Here is a 17,968-nt window from a genome sequence, read left to right as displayed (position 1 = left end):
TTTAAAGTATGAATTTAAAGAGAGAAAGGTGACAAAAGGGACAGTTCAACTTGAACTGTCCCTTTCATATTCTTATGATAATTTATGAAGAACTAATGCATTACTTAATGTTGCAAACTCTTCAATAGATAGCGTTTCGCCTCTTCGCTTTGGATCAATTCCTACTTCTGTTAAAATTCGATCCAATAATTCCTTATCTTTCGGGAAACCATTTAAATTATTTGATAAATTATTCATCAAAGTTTTACGGCGCTGTGCGAAACTTGCTCGTACTACTTCAAAGAAGAATGTTTCATCTGTCACCTCTACAACCGGTTTCGGACGCTTTAGAAGGCGAATAATTGCAGAATCAACATTTGGCTGTGGTACAAACACTGTACGCGGTACAGTCATAACTGTTTCAACTTCTGTATAATACTGAATAGCAATCGATAAAGAACCATACTCTTTCGTTCCAGGTTTAGCAGCTAAACGATCTCCAACTTCTTTTTGCATCATAACAACAAATCCACGAACTGGTAACTTTTCTTCAAGCAATTTAAATAAAATTGGCGTTGTAATATAGTATGGTAAGTTAGCTACTACCATTACATCTTGCCCTTCTTCAAATTGCTCATTAAATACTTCATGTACATCTGCTTTTAGTACGTCTTTATTAATAACTGTAACGTTACCATATGGCGCTAACGTCTCATCTAAAATTGGTAATAGTCTTTGATCAATTTCAAAAGCCACTACTTTTTTAGCACGCTTTGCTAATTGCTCTGTTAATGCACCAATACCTGGTCCAATTTCAATTGCACCACTTTCTGAACCAATTTCTGCATGATCGACAATACGATTTAATACATTTGTATCAATTAAAAAGTTTTGTCCTAAACTTTTTTTGAATGAAAATCCATACTTTTCAACAATGTCTTTTGTACGATTTGGCGTTGCGATATCCTTCATTTTTTTTCCTCCTGTATTACTTGCTTATAAGCTTCTGCAAATGATTCCTTTGAAACTTGAAACATCTGTAATCGTTTATGTAACTGTTTTGCATTTGTATAACCAATCTTTAATAGCTTACCCATTCTTTCTCTGCGGCTCTTTGCCATTTCTCCGCCCACTAAGCCTGCATCGACTAAATCACTCCAACTAATTTCACTTGTGTAAGCTTCCATTTCTTCATGTATATTCTCTAGAGCGCGGCGAATCGACTCATTAGAAGCGTGTTCGATCCCAACACCCTTTTTCCTTTTAGCAAGCGCTTCTTCCTTCGGTAAAAAGGCATGCTTACAGCCAGGAACCTTGTCAGAAATAATTTTTCGAATACGCTCTCCAGGATAATCCGGATCTGTGAAAATAATAACGCCCCTTTTTTGCTGCGCTAATTTAACTTGCTCAATAACATGATCACCGATTGCTGAACCGTTCGTTTCAATTGTATCCGCATCAACAGCACGCTTAATCGCAACTGTATCATCTTTACCTTCTACAACGATAATCTCTTTTATTTTCATGCTTGCCTCCACACTCATTTCGTCTCTACTTAGTAAAACAAAAAAATGACGACTTTTCCATTATTATTTTCCCCATTCTTATATTTTAAAAAATAGAATAGAAAAATCTTTGTTCTCTGTCCTTATTGTAACACTTCATCATTCACATTTATTTTCTTCATCACTTCTACTAGTTTTTCTCAAAATAAAAAAGAACAGGTTTCCCCATTCTTTTTTATTCAACACCAAATAAAACTTTTGCATTTTTAGTTGTCATTTCTGCTACTTCCTCATAAGAAATTCCTTTTAAATTCGCAATTTCTTCTGCCACGAGTTTTACATAACTCGGTTCATTTCGTTTCCCTCGAAATGGATGCGGTGTTAAATACGGACAATCCGTCTCTATTAACAATTTCTCTAATGGAATCTCCGTAGCAACCTCTTTCGGCTTCTTAGCGTTTTTAAATGTAACTGGTCCACCTAACGAAATTAAAAAGTTCATATCAACACATCGCTCTGCTACCTCTACGCTGCCGCTAAAGCAATGCATAATGCCTCCTACTTCAGCTGCATTCTCTTCTTCTAGAATATCAACAATATCTTGAGTTGCATCGCGGTTATGTATAATAATCGGCAATTTTACTTTTTTCGCTAATGCAATTTGTTTACGGAATACTTCTTTCTGTATTTCTTTTGGAGACTTATCCCAGTGATAATCTAAGCCCATTTCTCCAAGTGCAACGACTTTAGGATGAGAAGCAAGTTCTTCTAACCAAGCTAAATGTTCTTCTGTCATGTCGATTGCATCAACTGGGTGCCACCCAACCGCAGCGTAAATAAAATCATAGGCTTCAGCTAATTCCATCGCCTTTTTTATCGTTACTTCATCAAAACCAACAACAACTGTATAAGTAACTCCCGCTTCTTTCATTCGGGCAATAACCTCTTGCAAATCCCCTTCGAATTGCTCTGCATTCAAATGTGAATGTGTATCAAACAACATAATACATAACTCCTTTTATATTGAAATCAAGTTTATTCTACAAAAATAAGTTCTTTAATAACTTAACGATAACAATACTACAATCTTAATGCAAAAATAGAGAGTGTAAAAAGAAAAAAGACGCTTCACACATGTTACACGTGAAACATCTCTTTTCTTGTCTTAATTACTTGATTTTTGTACCATTTGGTAGATTTTGGTCAATTGATGCTAATGACAATACGCCATTCTCTTCACCCGCTAAAATCATACCTTGCGATAATTCACCGCGTAATTTTACAGGTTTTAAGTTTGTTACACAAATAACCTTTTTACCTTTTAAGTCTTCCGGCGAATAGAATTTTGCAATTCCAGAAACAACTTGACGCTTTTCTGTACCTAAGTCTAGTTGAATTTTTAACAGCTTGTCTGCTTTTTTCACAGGTTCAGCAGATAGTACTTCAGCTACGCGTAATTCTACTTTAAAGAAATCATCAATTGTAATTTCTTCTGCCTTCGGTTCTTCTTCTTTTTTCTCTTCTACTTTAGGAGCAGAGCTTTTCATTTGTTCTTTAATGTACTCTACTTCCACTTCCATTTCTAAACGAGGGAAAATTGGGTTTCCTTTTTCTACTTTTGTTCCAGCTGGAATGCAGCCAATTGTAGATAGACTTTCCCAAGATTTATGAGCTTCATCAGTAAGGCCAAGCTGAGCAAACATCTTGCTTGGTGCTACTGTTAAGAATGGCATAAGCATAATACCTGTTTGACGAAGTACTTCTGCTAAATGAGCCATTACAGAGGCTAACTTTTCACGATCATTCTCATCTTTTGCTAATACCCATGGTTGTGTTTCATCAATATATTTATTCGTACGACTAACTAGTTGCCAAATAGATCCTAACGCTACAGAGAACTCCATATTCTCCATTGCTTCTTCTACTTTTTTCAAAGTATCTTGTGCAAACGCTACTAACGTTTCATCAAATTCCGTCACATTTGCTTTAAATGCAGGGATTTCTCCGTTAAAGTACTTATCAATCATAGCTACTGTACGATTTAATAAATTACCTAAGTCATTTGCTAAGTCGAAATTAATACGCTCCACAAATCCTTCTGGTGTAAATACGCCATCAGATCCAAATGGAACTTCACGAAGTAGGTAATAACGTAATGCATCTAATCCGTAACGATCGATTAATGTAACTGGATCTACTACGTTTCCTTTTGACTTACTCATCTTTCCATCCTTCATTAAAATCCAGCCATGAGCAAAGACTTTCTTCGGAAGAGGTAAATCTAATGCCATTAAAATTATCGGCCAATAAATTGTATGGAAACGAACAATTTCTTTCCCAACTAAATGCACATCTGCAGGCCAGAATTTTTTATATTTCTCTTCATTTGCTGTTCCATAACCTAACGCCGTAATATAGTTAGATAATGCGTCAACCCATACGTAAATAACGTGTTTTGGGTTACCAGGAACACGAACTCCCCAGTCAAATGAAGTACGAGAAACTGCTAAATCTTCTAATCCCGGTTTAATAAAATTATTAATCATTTCATTTTTACGAGACTCCGGCTGAATGAAATGTGGATTATCTTCATAGAACTTTAATAGTCTGTCGACATATTTACCCATTCTAAAGAAATAAGATTCTTCACGAACAAGTTCTACATCATGACCACTATCTGGGCTTTTTCCTCCAACTACTTTGTCGCCTTCCATAATTGGATCTACTAATTGATGCTCTGTATAGAACGTCTCATCTTGTACAGAATACCAACCTTCATATTCATCAAGATAAATGTCACCTTGATCTACTAATTGTTTAAAGATTTTTTCGACAACATCTTTATGACGATCTTCAGTTGTACGAATAAAATCATCATAAGAAATATCCATCTTCTCCCAAAGCTCTTTAATTCCTGCAACAATGTTATCAACATATGCCTGTGGCGTAATATTTAACTCTTCTGCTTTCTTTTGGATCTTCTGTCCATGTTCATCAGTTCCTGTTAAATAATGCACATTATAACCTTGCATACGCTTATATCGTGCCATCGCATCTCCTGCTACTGTCGTATAAGCATGTCCAATGTGTAATTTTCCACTTGGATAATAAATTGGGGTAGTAATATAAAAGGACTTATTTTCCTCTGTCATTGTTTTGGACCTCCCGAATAACCTCATATGTATTTATAAACAGTATATCAAAAACTCATATATAAAGTGAAACTTTAATCAGTAGGGTTTTTGTTCCTCCCCACTAATTATTAGCCCACGTTAATTGGGCTTTTACGAGCAGCCCAAATCTAACTTATCTTCTTTACGCCAACCTAATTTTCAATTTAGGTCTTAATGCTCAATATCTTTATCATCTATTGCTCATATTTCAAAAAAATATACAATATCCACTTTTAATTTATTATTTTTTCAGAAAATAATGTAAATAATTGTGGAATTTCCTCTCAATCTATTATATATAAGAAATAAGAAATCTATAAATCTTTTTAAAAAATATAGAATTTAAGAATTGACGGAAATGTAAATGATTGGTATCATATGTCCATAGGGTATTTTGTCGAAAAATGACGAATCTAAAAATAGACTCGAAACTTATAAACTATTTATTTAGGAGGAAAAAAATTATGAAATCTACTGGTATTGTTCGTAAAGTTGATGAATTAGGTCGTGTAGTAATTCCAATCGAATTACGCCGTACTTTAGGTATTGCAGAAAAGGACGCTCTTGAAATCTATGTTGATGACGAAAAAATCATCTTAAAGAAATATAAACCAAACATGACTTGCCAAGTAACTGGTGAAGTATCTGACGGTAACCTTTCTTTAGCTGAAGGTAAAATCATCTTAAGCAAAGAAGGCGCTGAGCAAATCTTAAACGAACTTCAAGATTATATCGAAACAGCAAAATAAGCTTCTCAATTATGAGAAGCTTATTTTTTATCGACATGATAGATTTGATATACATCTCTTTTCGACAAATCTCGATCTTTAGCGACTGTTTTAATCGCTTCTTTTGAATTCATACTTTTTTCATTTATATAATATTCAATATGATCATATACCGAAAGAGATTCCCACCATTGTTCTTCTGGAGCAGGTTCTTCTGTTGAACCAGCTACTAAAATACAAAACTCACCACGTACTTCATTTTGCTTCGTCCACTCAATTGCTTCTTCGATTGTTCCTCGAATAAATTCCTCAAATTTTTTCGTTAACTCTCGACATAATACAATCTCTCTATTTCCCAACACTTCCTGCATCGAAATTAAAGTATCATCTAAACGATGAGGTGCTTCATAAAACATCATTGTAGTTTGTACATAACGAAGCTTTTCTAACTCCATCTTCCGTTCCTTTTTGTTTCTCTGCAAGAAACCATAGAAATAAAACTGCTTTGTTTCAAGACCGGATGCAATTAATGCTGTAAGGGCTGCATTTGCTCCAGGAAGCGGAATTACATGATATTGCTCAGCTACTGCCTCAACGACAATATCGTAACCTGGATCAGAAATACACGGCATACCAGCGTCACTAACAAGTGCTACATTCTTTCCATCCTCTAATTTCTCTAATAGTTTCTTCCCACTTACTTCTTTATTGTGCTCATGATAACTCGTGACAGGTGTTTCAATTTCAAAATAATTACAAAGTTTTTTCGTTTGTCTCGTATCTTCAGCAGCAATTAAATCAACTTCTTTTAAAATTCGGATTGCACGAAATGTCATATCTTCTAGATTTCCAATAGGAGTTGGTACTAAATATAAAACTCCCTTTTCATTTTGTTGAAAGCTTTTTTGTTGCCACATAGCGTTCTCCTTTTTGCATATATGCCTCTTTTTGTTTTCTCGTTAATTGCTTAAAGTAATACTCCGCTTGCATAGCTGTACGCTTATCATCGTGGGTCTCTACATATTTTAAAACGACAGGAAGCCTGACGCGTGTATACTTAGCCCCTTTGCCGCTATTATGAGTCTGAATTCTCTTTTCTATATGGTTTGTATATCCAGCATAATAACTTCCATCAGAGCACTCTACCACATAAAAAAAGTGCTTATTCTTCTCCATATAAAATTGAACGTAGCTCCTTTGTATATTCGTTATTGTTCTCATATACAACGAGAGGCGGTAAAATTTTCAAATCTGCATTTCCATCCTTAATTCCTTCAATTAACAATGTATTTGCTTCTTTTCCAACCTTAGGATAAACAAATTGCACACGCTTTGGTTCAATTTTATATTTACGCATTAATGTGACAATGTCTAGTAATCGCCCTGGACGATGTACAAACGCTACTTTCCCACCTTGTTTTACTAACTGACTACTTGCAGATACAACATCTTCTAATGTACACATAATTTCATGACGAGCTATCGCTAAATGTTCATTCATATTTTTCTCTGAAGTTTGAGGTGTTTGAAAATATGGTGGATTACATGTAACAACATCATATTGATGACGTCCAAGTTTCTCTGGCATATCTTTCAAATCTCCATGTATGAGGTGAATTCTTTCTTCCAACCCATTGTATTGAACACTTCTTACTCCCATATCATATAAGCGTTCTTGAATTTCCACACCAGTAATATTTCCTTTTGTTCTTGTACTTAATAGAAGGGGAACAACAGCGTTACCTGTACACAAATCAAGTAAATTCCCCTTTTGAATTGGTACCCATGCAAAATCTGCAAGTAAAACGGCATCTAAAGAAAAATTAAATACTGATGGGCTTTGTATAATCTTCATGTCTTGTGCTAATAAGTAATCTAAACGTTCATCTTCATATAAATTCATATACTGCTCCTTTTCTTACCCTTAACCTACCCTATTTCATGTATAAAAAATTACCTTTCCAATTATAATTGGAAAGGTAATTTCACTTTTTATTTAAGAATGAAAGACAGAACAAACAATCTCCCTCTTTACGTACACTTCCATAATGTAGATTGCAAATATGAAAACCTTCTTGATATAGTCTCGCTAAATTGTCATAGCCTTCACCAATATCTGTTTTCGGCTTCACTTCTTTACGTTTTTGAGTTTTTTGTTTTTCTTTATTCTGCACTTCTTCAAAACGGTGTCGCAAATTGTTATTTTCCATTTTTATATGCTGGTTTTCTTCCAACAACTCTGCAAGATGCTGTTTTAACTCTCCCAACTGTTTATATAAATGTCCAATTTGCTCTTCCATACTAGAAACCGATTCAAAAATATCTTTTTTCTCCACAAGCACCCACCTCATTAATCTGTGGTTTGACTCGAAACGACCCCTTTATTCACTAACTCATCTAACGTATATTCTACTATCCGTTCCTTGTCTACTAGTTCCACTTGAATTAATCTTTCTAAAATATTTAATCCGATAACACGGCCAGTACCATGCGGGGTTTGTATACGTTGATCTAAATCAGGAAGTTGTTCCTTTGCTGCCTCATATTCATCATTCTCATATTTTAAGCAACACATTAAGCGACCACATAAACCAGAGATTTTTGCAGGATTTAATGATAAATTTTGATCCTTTGCCATTTTAATGGATACAGGTTCAAAATCCCCTAAAAAAGTAGAACAACAAAGCATACGACCACATGGACCAATACCACCTAGCATCTTCGCTTCATCACGAACACCAATTTGTCTTAGTTCAATTCTTGTTCTAAAAATTGCGGCTAAGTCCTTCACTAGTTCGCGGAAATCGATCCGACCATCCGCAGTAAAATAGAAAATAATCTTATTGCGATCGAATGTATACTCTACATCTACAAGTTTCATATCAAGATTATGCTCTACTACCTTTTGTTGACAGACTTGATATGCTTCTTTGGCAGCATGTTTGTTCTCTTCAACAATGGTACGATCATTTTCATTTGCAATACGAATAACCTTTTTTAGCGGTAATACAACGTCGTTTTCATCAACTTGTTTTTTGGTAATAACTACTTTTCCGTATTCAATACCTCTTACCGTTTCTACAATGACAAACTCATTTTCAGAGATATCGAACTGGTTTGGATCAAAGTAATATACCTTTCCGGCCTTCTTAAAGCGAACACCTACTACATCATACAAAACGGTCATCCCTCCTGCAACCGCAACACTAACTGTTCGAACACAAGCTGCGCATTTACATTAGCGTTGATTCTATTTTTTGCCTCTAATATATTAAAGAGAGCTGATACAATGCGCTTCTGAGCATAGGAAAACGATTCAAACATCTCTTTCTGCTCATGAAAAACAAGACGATCTTCTTCTCCAAGTTGAACATATAATAAATCCTTATAAATAAGGAGTAACATATCTAAACCTTGCTGTAATTGTTCTTTCTCTCCAAAGTGTTTTCCCCATTTTTCTTGTACAAAAAAAATAGAGGTTTTATCTTTTTCGAGCGCTTCACATAATTTTATCACTAAAGCTCGTGCTTGTGCAAACCATTCATCACTACATAAAGCTAAAGCTTCATCAAAACTATTTGTAAGTTGAGCAGCAAGTGTCGATAAAGATGCTGTAATCCCTTCATCCTGTAATCTTCTAATTAAAGATTCTGTAGGTAACGGTCTAAACGTAACAACTTGGCAGCGAGATAAAATCGTATTTAAAATTTGATGACTTTGTTCAGTAAGTAAAATAGCAGTTGTATCACTACTTGGTTCTTCTAAAAATTTCAAAAGTGTATTTGCCGCATTTGCTGTCATACGATCTGCGTGCTCAATAATATATATTTTTTTATTTGCCTCTAATCCTGTTTTGGAAAACTCTTCTTGTAAATCATGAATTTGCTGCTTCTTAATAGATAATCCGTCTGGTTTTACAATATGTAAGTTAGGGTGGTTACCTGAATCAATTCGCTTACAGTTTGTACATACATGGCAGGGCTCTACTCCATTCCGCTCAGAACAGAGGAAACTCTTTGCCATTTGAATTGCTGTCGCAAACTTTCCTGTCCCTTTCCCTCCCTCTAACAAGTAAGCGTGGGATATACGCTCTTTTGCAATGCTATTCATCAACATTTTTACACCGATGGGTTGTATAGCAGAAAGCTGCTCCCACGTCTTCGTCATAATGCATACCTCACTTATTTCATTCTTTCCTTCTATTATAACAATTTATCTTCTATAATCTGAACAACTTCTTCTATAAGTTTTTCCATCGGTTGATCAGCATTTACCAATACAATACGATCCGAGAAACGTTCTACAACTTGTAAATACCCTTCGCGCACACTTTTATGGAAAGAGATATCTTCCATATCTAGTCGATTTACTTCACGTCCTGCATCTTTTTCAATCCGAGCCAAACCAACCTCAGGCTCAATGTCTAGATAAATTGTTAAACTAGGCATACAGTCCTCTGTTGCGAAACGATTTATTTCAAATACCTTATCCATACCCAATCCTCTTGCATAGCCTTGGTATGCTAAAGAGCTATCTATAAAACGATCACATAACACGAGGTAGTTCTCATTAAGTGCTGGCATAACTTTTTCTACTAAATGTTGTCTGCGCGCAGCAGCATAAAGAAGCGCTTCTGTACGTGCTTCCATCATCGTATATTCTTGTTTATGTAAAATCGTCCTAATGTCCTCAGAAATTGCAATACCGCCTGGTTCCCTTGTCGCCATTACCTTCTGTGCTTTTTGTTCAAAATATGGCAATAAGCTTTTAATTAACGTTGTTTTACCTGAACCTTCTGGGCCCTCAATTGTTACAAATAATCCCTTCATCCTAAAACCTACTTTCTATATCATACACTTTCATATATTTCGTATTACCTTGAAAACGAGCTCCTGCTCTTTCTAAATACATAATTTGCTCTTTATGCTCTGAAGTAATTCTCTCTCCATACATAATTAATGGAATTCCAGGTGGATACGGAATCACCATTTCCGCCGCAATCATTCCAACAGCCTCTTCTATAGATACTATCCTTGTTTCATATCCGTCTAGTTGTTTATACGTATACGGTAAAAGAGAGAATTCACCATTATAAGTATAACGAATAGATTCCCTCTTGTCTTTCACCTCATAATGTTGCAATGCTACTCGGATCATCTCTATAACCTTCATATATCCCTCATTTACTTGTAAGGGTAAAATAAATAGGACATTGTACGGATCAGCCATCTCTGTATATATACCGACCTTTTCAAATACAGACTGTAATTCGTACCCTGATAACTGACAACGAGTTTGTACGGTGACCTTTAACTCATCTTGCAACGGATATTCTAAAATGGCGATTTGGGGAATAGAACGTAATTGTTCCTTAAATCTTCGTAAAAACTCAACAATTTCACTGTGACCTTCTTCTTTTATACGCGCCATTGTAAAGCGTGCTATATCCAAGGAAGCCATAATTGGATACGATGGACTACTAGATTGTAGCATACTTAAATAAGTAGTAACCTTATCTTCGTCTACTAAATGACTATTTATATGTAAATAGGAACCCATTGTCATTGCGGGTAATGTTTTATGTGCAGAATGAACTACAATATCTGCACCATATGTTAATGCTGACTTCGGAAATGGTTCTCCCAAACATAGATGTGCCCCATGTGCCTCATCTACCAAAACAGGGATTTTATGTGCATGTGCAAAAGCGATGCTTGCCTCTAAATCCATCCCCATACCATAATAATTAGGATGCGTTAAAATAAGTGCTTTCGCATTTGGATACTTTCCAATTGCGTTCTTAATAATTTCATTACGAACTCCCACTGGTACGTTATAAGCTTCATCAATCCATGGATCTAAAAAAATGGGATTTGCTCCCGCAAGTTTTAAACCATTAATAATTGATTTATGACAATTTCTTTGTACAAGAACAATATCATGTTCCCCGCAACAAGACAAAATCATTGCTAAGTTCCCGACTGTTGAACCATTAATTAAAAAATAACTTCTCTTTGTATTATAAACTTCAGCCAATAATTGTTGTGCCTCATCTATACATTCAAACGGACTATGCAAATCATCTAGTCCTGCTAATTCAGTTACATCAATAGATAGAATACCTTTAAACTCTCTTATTACCTCCTGAGGGAAGTTTAAACCATTCTTATGACCAGGAACATGAAAGGATAACGGCCCTCTTTCTTTAAACTCTATTAACGCCTCATATAAAGGCATACGATTTTGATTCATCTACATCTCTTCCTTATTATTCATTCTCTATCTATTATACAGAACAAAAAAAATAATAGGCATATGCCTATTTAAAAATATGATACTTCTAATTTTCGAAGTTGCTTTAAATAATATATATATTTCGGATCATCTGTCTCTGTATTCACCATATCCTTTTCACATTCATGGCATATTAAATTATTATAAACATATATACCTTCTTTTCTTTTTGTCTCACAAACAATACAAACTTCACTTTGTAATTTCATAATCTTCCCTCCCTATTTAAGTGAACCTATTTTATACTTCTAATCCTTAACAATTTACAGAAAAATATACACCCATCTTTTATATAATATGATTAACTCTTGGGCAACGTGTTTGTATTTCCATTACTTCTTTCCCATTCTTTTTAACAATACAAAAAAACACAAGTCAAATGACTTGTGTTTTTAGTTGCTTGGCGACGTCCTACTCTCACAGGGACAAGGTCCCAACTACCATCGGCGCTAGAGAGCTTAACTTCCGTGTTCGGTATGGGAACGGGTGTGACCTCTCTGCCATCATCACCAAACTATGAAGGCATATTCCTTCAAAACTAGATAACATTTGCTACATATTATATGGTTAAGTCCTCGATCTATTAGTATTCGTCAGCTCCACATGTCACCATGCTTCCACCTCGAACCTATCAACCTGATCATCTTTCAGGGATCTTACTAGCTTACGCTATGGGAAATCTCATCTTGAGGGGGGCTTCATGCTTAGATGCTTTCAGCACTTATCCCTTCCGCACATAGCTACCCAGCTATGCCCTTGGCAGAACAACTGGTACACCAGCGGTGCGTCCATCCCGGTCCTCTCGTACTAAGGACAGCTCCTCTCAAATTTCCTACGCCCACGACGGATAGGGACCGAACTGTCTCACGACGTTCTGAACCCAGCTCGCGTACCGCTTTAATGGGCGAACAGCCCAACCCTTGGGACCGACTACAGCCCCAGGATGCGATGAGCCGACATCGAGGTGCCAAACCTCCCCGTCGATGTGGACTCTTGGGGGAGATAAGCCTGTTATCCCCGGGGTAGCTTTTATCCGTTGAGCGATGGCCCTTCCATGCGGAACCACCGGATCACTAAGCCCGACTTTCGTCCCTGCTCGACTTGTAGGTCTCGCAGTCAAGCTCCCTTATGCCTTTGCACTCTACGAATGATTTCCAACCATTCTGAGGGAACCTTTGGGCGCCTCCGTTACACTTTAGGAGGCGACCGCCCCAGTCAAACTGCCCACCTGACACTGTCTCCCGGGTCGATAAGACCCGTAGGTTAGAATTTCAATACAGTCAGGGCGGTATCCCACCAGCGCCTCCACCGAAGCTAGCGCTCCGGTTTCAATGGCTCCCGCCTATCCTGTACAAACTGTACCAAAATTCAATATCAGGCTACAGTAAAGCTCCACGGGGTCTTTCCGTCCTGTCGCGGGTAACCTGCATCTTCACAGGTACTATAATTTCACCGAGTCTCTGGTTGAGACAGTGCCCAAATCGTTACACCTTTCGTGCGGGTCGGAACTTACCCGACAAGGAATTTCGCTACCTTAGGACCGTTATAGTTACGGCCGCCGTTTACTGGGGCTTCAGTTCAGAGCTTCGCTTACGCTAACCCCTCTCCTTAACCTTCCAGCACCGGGCAGGTGTCACCCCCTATACTTCGCCTTACGGCTTCGCAGAGAGCTGTGTTTTTGCTAAACAGTCGCTTGGGCCTATTCACTGCGGCTTTCCGTTAAGAAAGCACCCCTTCTCCCGAAGTTACGGGGTCATTTTGCCGAGTTCCTTAACCAGAGTTCTCTCGCACACCTTAGGATTCTCTCCTCGCCTACCTGTGTCGGTTTGCGGTACAGGCACCTTTTATCTCGCTAGAAGCTTTTCTTGGCAGCGGGGAATCAAAGACTTCGCTCCATAAGGAGCTTCCCCATCACAGCTCAGCCTTTACGATAAGCGGATTTGCCTACTTATCAGCCTAACTGCTTGGACGTGCACAACCAATCGCACGCTTCTTCTATCCTTCTGCGTCCCTCCATTGCTCAAACGATAAAGAGGTGGTACAGGAATATCAACCTGTTGTCCATCGCCTACGCCTGTCGGCCTCGGCTTAGGTCCTGACTAACCCTGAGCGGACGAGCCTTCCTCAGGAAACCTTAGGCATTCGGTGGACGGGATTCTCACCCGTCTTTCGCTACTCATACCGGCATTCTCACTTCTAAGCACTCCACCAGTCCTTCCGGTCTGACTTCACTGTCCTTAGAACGCTCCCCTACCACTGATACCATTGGTATCAATCCGCAGCTTCGGTGGTGTATTTAGCCCCGGTACATTTTCGGCGCAGAGTCACTCGACTAGTGAGCTATTACGCACTCTTTAAATGGTGGCTGCTTCTAAGCCAACATCCTAGTTGTCTAAGCAACTCCACATCCTTTTCCACTTAATACACACTTTGGGACCTTAGCTGGCGGTCTGGGCTGTTTCCCTTTTGACTACGGATCTTATCACTCGCAGTCTGACTCCTAAGGATAAGTCATTGGCATTCGGAGTTTGACTGAATTCGGTAATCCGATGAGGACCCCTAGTCCAATCAGTGCTCTACCTCCAAGACTCTTACACTTAAGGCTAGCCCTAAAGCTATTTCGGGGAGAACCAGCTATCTCCAGGTTCGATTGGAATTTCTCCGCTACCCACACCTCATCCCCGCACTTTTCAACGTGCGTGGGTTCGGGCCTCCATTCAGTGTTACCTGAACTTCACCCTGGACATGGGTAGATCACCTGGTTTCGGGTCTACGACCACGTACTAAACGCCCTATTCAGACTCGCTTTCGCTGCGGCTCCGCCTCTTCAGCTTAACCTCGCACGGGATCGTAACTCGCCGGTTCATTCTACAAAAGGCACGCCATCACCCGTTAACGGGCTCTGACTATTTGTAGGCACACGGTTTCAGGATCTCTTTCACTCCCCTTCCGGGGTGCTTTTCACCTTTCCCTCACGGTACTGGTTCACTATCGATCACTAGGGAGTATTTAGCCTTGGGAGATGGTCCTCCCAGATTCCGACGGAATTTCACGTGTTCCGCCGTACTCAGGATACATTCAAGAGAGAACGAAGTTTCGACTACGGGGTTGTTACCCTCTACGACGGACCTTTCCAGGTCGCTTCGTCTACCTCGTTCCTTTGTAACTCCGTATAGAATGTCCTACAACCCCAAGAGGCAAGCCTCTTGGTTTGGGCTATGTTCCGTTTCGCTCGCCGCTACTCAGGAAATCGCATTTGCTTTCTCTTCCTCCAGGTACTTAGATGTTTCAGTTCCCTGGGTCTGTCTTCCTTACCCTATGTATTCAGATAAGGATACCATACCATTACGTATGGTGGGTTTCCCCATTCGGAAATCTTCGGATCAAAGCTTACTTACAGCTCCCCGAAGCATATCGGCGTTAGTCCCGTCCTTCATCGACTCCTAGTGTCAAGGCATCCACCGTGCGCCCTTTCTAACTTAACCAAACTAAAAATTAAAAAATATGAGCTACACTGTTATCTAGTTTTCAAAGAACATACCATTTGCTATTTAAAATAGCTTTTTGGTGGAGCCTAGCGGGATCGAACCGCTGACCTCCTGCGTGCAAGGCAGGCGCTCTCCCAGCTGAGCTAAGGCCCCAAAATGTATGGTGGGCCTAAATGGACTCGAACCATCGACCTCACGCTTATCAGGCGTGCGCTCTAACCAGCTGAGCTATAGGCCCATACAAATTGCAGGATTTATTTATATCATATCCTCATTTAAGAGTCAATACTGAATTGAACTCTCAAAACTAAACGAAAACGAAACACGGAAACTTATATTGATAAGCAGCGCTTATCAATTCTCCATAGAAAGGAGGTGATCCAGCCGCACCTTCCGATACGGCTACCTTGTTACGACTTCACCCCAATCATCTGTCCCACCTTAGGCGGCTGGCTCCAAAAAGGTTACCCCACCGACTTCGGGTGTTACAAACTCTCGTGGTGTGACGGGCGGTGTGTACAAGGCCCGGGAACGTATTCACCGCGGCATGCTGATCCGCGATTACTAGCGATTCCAGCTTCATGTAGGCGAGTTGCAGCCTACAATCCGAACTGAGAACGGTTTTATGAGATTAGCTCCACCTCGCGGTCTTGCAGCTCTTTGTACCGTCCATTGTAGCACGTGTGTAGCCCAGGTCATAAGGGGCATGATGATTTGACGTCATCCCCACCTTCCTCCGGTTTGTCACCGGCAGTCACCTTAGAGTGCCCAACTTAATGATGGCAACTAAGATCAAGGGTTGCGCTCGTTGCGGGACTTAACCCAACATCTCACGACACGAGCTGACGACAACCATGCACCACCTGTCACTCTGCTCCCGAAGGAGAAGCCCTATCTCTAGGGTTTTCAGAGGATGTCAAGACCTGGTAAGGTTCTTCGCGTTGCTTCGAATTAAACCACATGCTCCACCGCTTGTGCGGGCCCCCGTCAATTCCTTTGAGTTTCAGCCTTGCGGCCGTACTCCCCAGGCGGAGTGCTTAATGCGTTAACTTCAGCACTAAAGGGCGGAAACCCTCTAACACTTAGCACTCATCGTTTACGGCGTGGACTACCAGGGTATCTAATCCTGTTTGCTCCCCACGCTTTCGCGCCTCAGTGTCAGTTACAGACCAGAAAGTCGCCTTCGCCACTGGTGTTCCTCCATATCTCTACGCATTTCACCGCTACACATGGAATTCCACTTTCCTCTTCTGCACTCAAGTCTCCCAGTTTCCAATGACCCTCCACGGTTGAGCCGTGGGCTTTCACATCAGACTTAAGAAACCACCTGCGCGCGCTTTACGCCCAATAATTCCGGATAACGCTTGCCACCTACGTATTACCGCGGCTGCTGGCACGTAGTTAGCCGTGGCTTTCTGGTTAGGTACCGTCAAGGTGCCAGCTTATTCAACTAGCACTTGTTCTTCCCTAACAACAGAGTTTTACGACCCGAAAGCCTTCATCACTCACGCGGCGTTGCTCCGTCAGACTTTCGTCCATTGCGGAAGATTCCCTACTGCTGCCTCCCGTAGGAGTCTGGGCCGTGTCTCAGTCCCAGTGTGGCCGATCACCCTCTCAGGTCGGCTACGCATCGTTGCCTTGGTGAGCCGTTACCTCACCAACTAGCTAATGCGACGCGGGTCCATCCATAAGTGACAGCCGAAGCCGCCTTTCAATTTCGAACCATGCGGTTCAAAATGTTATCCGGTATTAGCCCCGGTTTCCCGGAGTTATCCCAGTCTTATGGGCAGGTTACCCACGTGTTACTCACCCGTCCGCCGCTAACTTCATAAGAGCAAGCTCTCAATCCATTCGCTCGACTTGCATGTATTAGGCACGCCGCCAGCGTTCATCCTGAGCCAGGATCAAACTCTCCAATAAAGTTAGTTTGTCTAGCATCTAAAATAAAAATTGACGTTTCACGTTGTTTGTTTCGTTTAGTTTTCAAAGTTCAATATCGCGTTTCAGCGACTTTTATAATTTAACATTTTGCGTTAAATCTGTCAACAACTTTTTTCTTTCGTTCCTGACGACGCTTATTAATTTACCATATTAATCATTTAATAGTCAACACTTTTTAAAAAAATGCCAAAATAATTTTATCTTGGCATGATATAAAGCTTAATAATCACTAATGCTGCCACACCCGGTAGACCTAATAAACTCGTTATTGCTGCTGTACCCATGTTAATTGGGATATGAAAATCAAAATATGTCCCTACAACATTTACGATAAAAAGCAATGCTATTCCTAAAGTAACATGAAAAATCACCTTACCTATAAAACGTAATGGCTTAGAGGCAACACCAAAAACAAGAAAAATAAATACTAAAGTAAGAATACCAACAATAATAATTGTAGAATTCATTTTTTCCTCCTTATGAATGACCTATACATCTATTTGTATGGGACAAGACAATAAAAAAGAACAGTTATCATATGCAGCATCTCTTTCATATACACTAAATAAAACAATACCTCAGCACTTAAAAAACAAAATAAAAAGGCCTGCTTAGAAAGCAGAACCTTTTACCATTGTTCCATTTTTACAGGACGACGCTTTGCTTCTTTCAACAAAAAGAAATATTTCGCCTCTGCTATTTTCAAAGAACAAATGACATCTTGAGATGGTTCTACACTTTGTTCGACCATTCTCTTCTGACGTAACCACTCATTCTTCACTTTTTCCAAAAGTACAATTAACTTATCGTCATACTCTTTACGCAATTTACCCTTTTTTTGAAAGAACATTTTTGTTTCT

Annotated in this window: 16 protein-coding genes, 2 tRNA genes and 3 rRNA genes; 1 reads left to right on the top strand and 20 read right to left on the bottom strand. The window is 39.3% G+C overall.

Features of this window, described 5'->3' with window-relative positions:
- Positions 1-72 precede the first annotated feature (72 nt).
- The 4 genes from rsmA to metG form a co-directional block, all read right to left on the bottom strand.
- Positions 73-951: a 16S rRNA (adenine(1518)-N(6)/adenine(1519)-N(6))-dimethyltransferase RsmA gene (gene rsmA / locus M1D73_RS00240; RefSeq protein ID WP_000651548.1), complete on the bottom strand. Its 879-nt coding sequence runs from the start codon at positions 949-951 to the stop codon at positions 73-75.
- On the bottom strand, positions 948-1,505 hold the full coding sequence (rnmV, locus tag M1D73_RS00235) for a ribonuclease M5 (protein ID WP_000692835.1): 558 nt from the start codon (positions 1,503-1,505) through the stop codon (positions 948-950). Before rnmV ends, rsmA begins: the two co-directional genes overlap by 4 nt.
- 214 nt (positions 1,506-1,719) lie before the next feature.
- Positions 1,720-2,487: a TatD family hydrolase gene (locus tag M1D73_RS00230; RefSeq protein ID WP_000895851.1), complete on the bottom strand. Its 768-nt coding sequence runs from the start codon at positions 2,485-2,487 to the stop codon at positions 1,720-1,722.
- A gap of 166 nt (positions 2,488-2,653) precedes the next feature.
- Positions 2,654-4,636 carry a methionine--tRNA ligase gene (metG, locus tag M1D73_RS00225; RefSeq protein ID WP_000134132.1) on the bottom strand — a complete coding sequence of 661 codons (1,983 nt, stop codon included), beginning with the start codon at positions 4,634-4,636 and terminating at the stop codon, positions 2,654-2,656.
- Between the two features lie 485 nt (positions 4,637-5,121).
- On the opposite strand from metG, the gene M1D73_RS00220 reads away from it, so the two are divergent.
- Positions 5,122-5,406 carry an AbrB/MazE/SpoVT family DNA-binding domain-containing protein gene (locus M1D73_RS00220; protein WP_000843036.1) on the top strand — a complete coding sequence of 95 codons (285 nt, stop codon included), beginning with the start codon at positions 5,122-5,124 and terminating at the stop codon, positions 5,404-5,406.
- A gap of 20 nt (positions 5,407-5,426) precedes the next feature.
- Here M1D73_RS00220 and rsmI read toward each other — a convergent pair whose 3' ends face one another.
- From rsmI to M1D73_RS00140, 16 genes are all read right to left on the bottom strand, one after another.
- Entirely contained in the window at positions 5,427-6,302 is an 876-nt protein-coding gene (rsmI, locus tag M1D73_RS00215) for a 16S rRNA (cytidine(1402)-2'-O)-methyltransferase (RefSeq protein ID WP_000267821.1), read from the bottom strand.
- On the bottom strand, positions 6,271-6,561 hold the full coding sequence (locus M1D73_RS00210) for a GIY-YIG nuclease family protein (protein ID WP_000414350.1): 291 nt from the start codon (positions 6,559-6,561) through the stop codon (positions 6,271-6,273). The genes rsmI and M1D73_RS00210 overlap by 32 nt, the downstream gene beginning before the upstream one ends.
- Positions 6,548-7,288: a tRNA1(Val) (adenine(37)-N6)-methyltransferase gene (locus tag M1D73_RS00205; RefSeq protein ID WP_001055366.1), complete on the bottom strand. Its 741-nt coding sequence runs from the start codon at positions 7,286-7,288 to the stop codon at positions 6,548-6,550. Before M1D73_RS00205 ends, M1D73_RS00210 begins: the two co-directional genes overlap by 14 nt.
- Before the next feature lie 82 nt (positions 7,289-7,370).
- A complete protein-coding gene (yabA, locus tag M1D73_RS00200) occupies positions 7,371-7,721 on the bottom strand; it encodes a DNA replication initiation control protein YabA (protein ID WP_000412063.1) in 351 nt (116 codons plus the stop codon).
- A 14-nt stretch (positions 7,722-7,735) separates the two neighbouring features.
- Positions 7,736-8,563: a PSP1 domain-containing protein gene (locus M1D73_RS00195; protein WP_000272429.1), complete on the bottom strand. Its 828-nt coding sequence runs from the start codon at positions 8,561-8,563 to the stop codon at positions 7,736-7,738.
- 5 nt (positions 8,564-8,568) lie between these two features.
- Entirely contained in the window at positions 8,569-9,552 is a 984-nt protein-coding gene (holB, locus tag M1D73_RS00190) for a DNA polymerase III subunit delta' (protein ID WP_000169561.1), read from the bottom strand.
- 35 nt (positions 9,553-9,587) lie between these two features.
- Positions 9,588-10,214, bottom strand: coding sequence for a dTMP kinase (tmk, locus tag M1D73_RS00185; RefSeq protein WP_000677221.1), 627 nt, complete (start codon positions 10,212-10,214; stop codon positions 9,588-9,590).
- A gap of 1 nt (position 10,215) precedes the next feature.
- A complete protein-coding gene (locus tag M1D73_RS00180; protein ID WP_098213263.1) occupies positions 10,216-11,637 on the bottom strand; it encodes an aminotransferase class I/II-fold pyridoxal phosphate-dependent enzyme in 1,422 nt (473 codons plus the stop codon).
- A gap of 71 nt (positions 11,638-11,708) precedes the next feature.
- A complete protein-coding gene (locus M1D73_RS00175; RefSeq protein WP_000776278.1) occupies positions 11,709-11,888 on the bottom strand; it encodes a sigma factor G inhibitor Gin in 180 nt (59 codons plus the stop codon).
- Positions 11,889-12,077: 189 nt separating this feature from the next.
- Positions 12,078-12,193, bottom strand: a 5S ribosomal RNA gene (rrf, locus tag M1D73_RS00170).
- Positions 12,194-12,242: 49 nt separating this feature from the next.
- Positions 12,243-15,164, bottom strand: a 23S ribosomal RNA gene (locus M1D73_RS00165).
- 80 nt (positions 15,165-15,244) lie between these two features.
- Positions 15,245-15,320: transfer RNA gene (locus M1D73_RS00160), tRNA-Ala, on the bottom strand.
- Between the two features lie 8 nt (positions 15,321-15,328).
- Positions 15,329-15,405, bottom strand: a tRNA-Ile gene (locus M1D73_RS00155).
- 130 nt (positions 15,406-15,535) lie between these two features.
- A 16S ribosomal RNA gene (locus M1D73_RS00150) occupies positions 15,536-17,087 on the bottom strand.
- The 16S, 23S and 5S rRNA genes sit together here with 2 tRNA genes alongside, the layout of an rRNA operon.
- 218 nt (positions 17,088-17,305) lie before the next feature.
- Positions 17,306-17,575, bottom strand: coding sequence for a pro-sigmaK processing inhibitor BofA family protein (locus M1D73_RS00145; protein WP_001089273.1), 270 nt, complete (start codon positions 17,573-17,575; stop codon positions 17,306-17,308).
- 161 nt (positions 17,576-17,736) lie between these two features.
- Entirely contained in the window at positions 17,737-17,958 is a 222-nt protein-coding gene (locus M1D73_RS00140; RefSeq protein ID WP_000466019.1) for a YaaL family protein, read from the bottom strand.
- Positions 17,959-17,968: the final 10 nt, after the last annotated feature.

This window comes from Bacillus sp. PK3-067 (genome assembly GCF_056738645.1).
The sequence above is the reverse complement of the archived record's forward strand: the minus strand, read 5'-3'. Positions and strand labels throughout refer to the sequence as shown.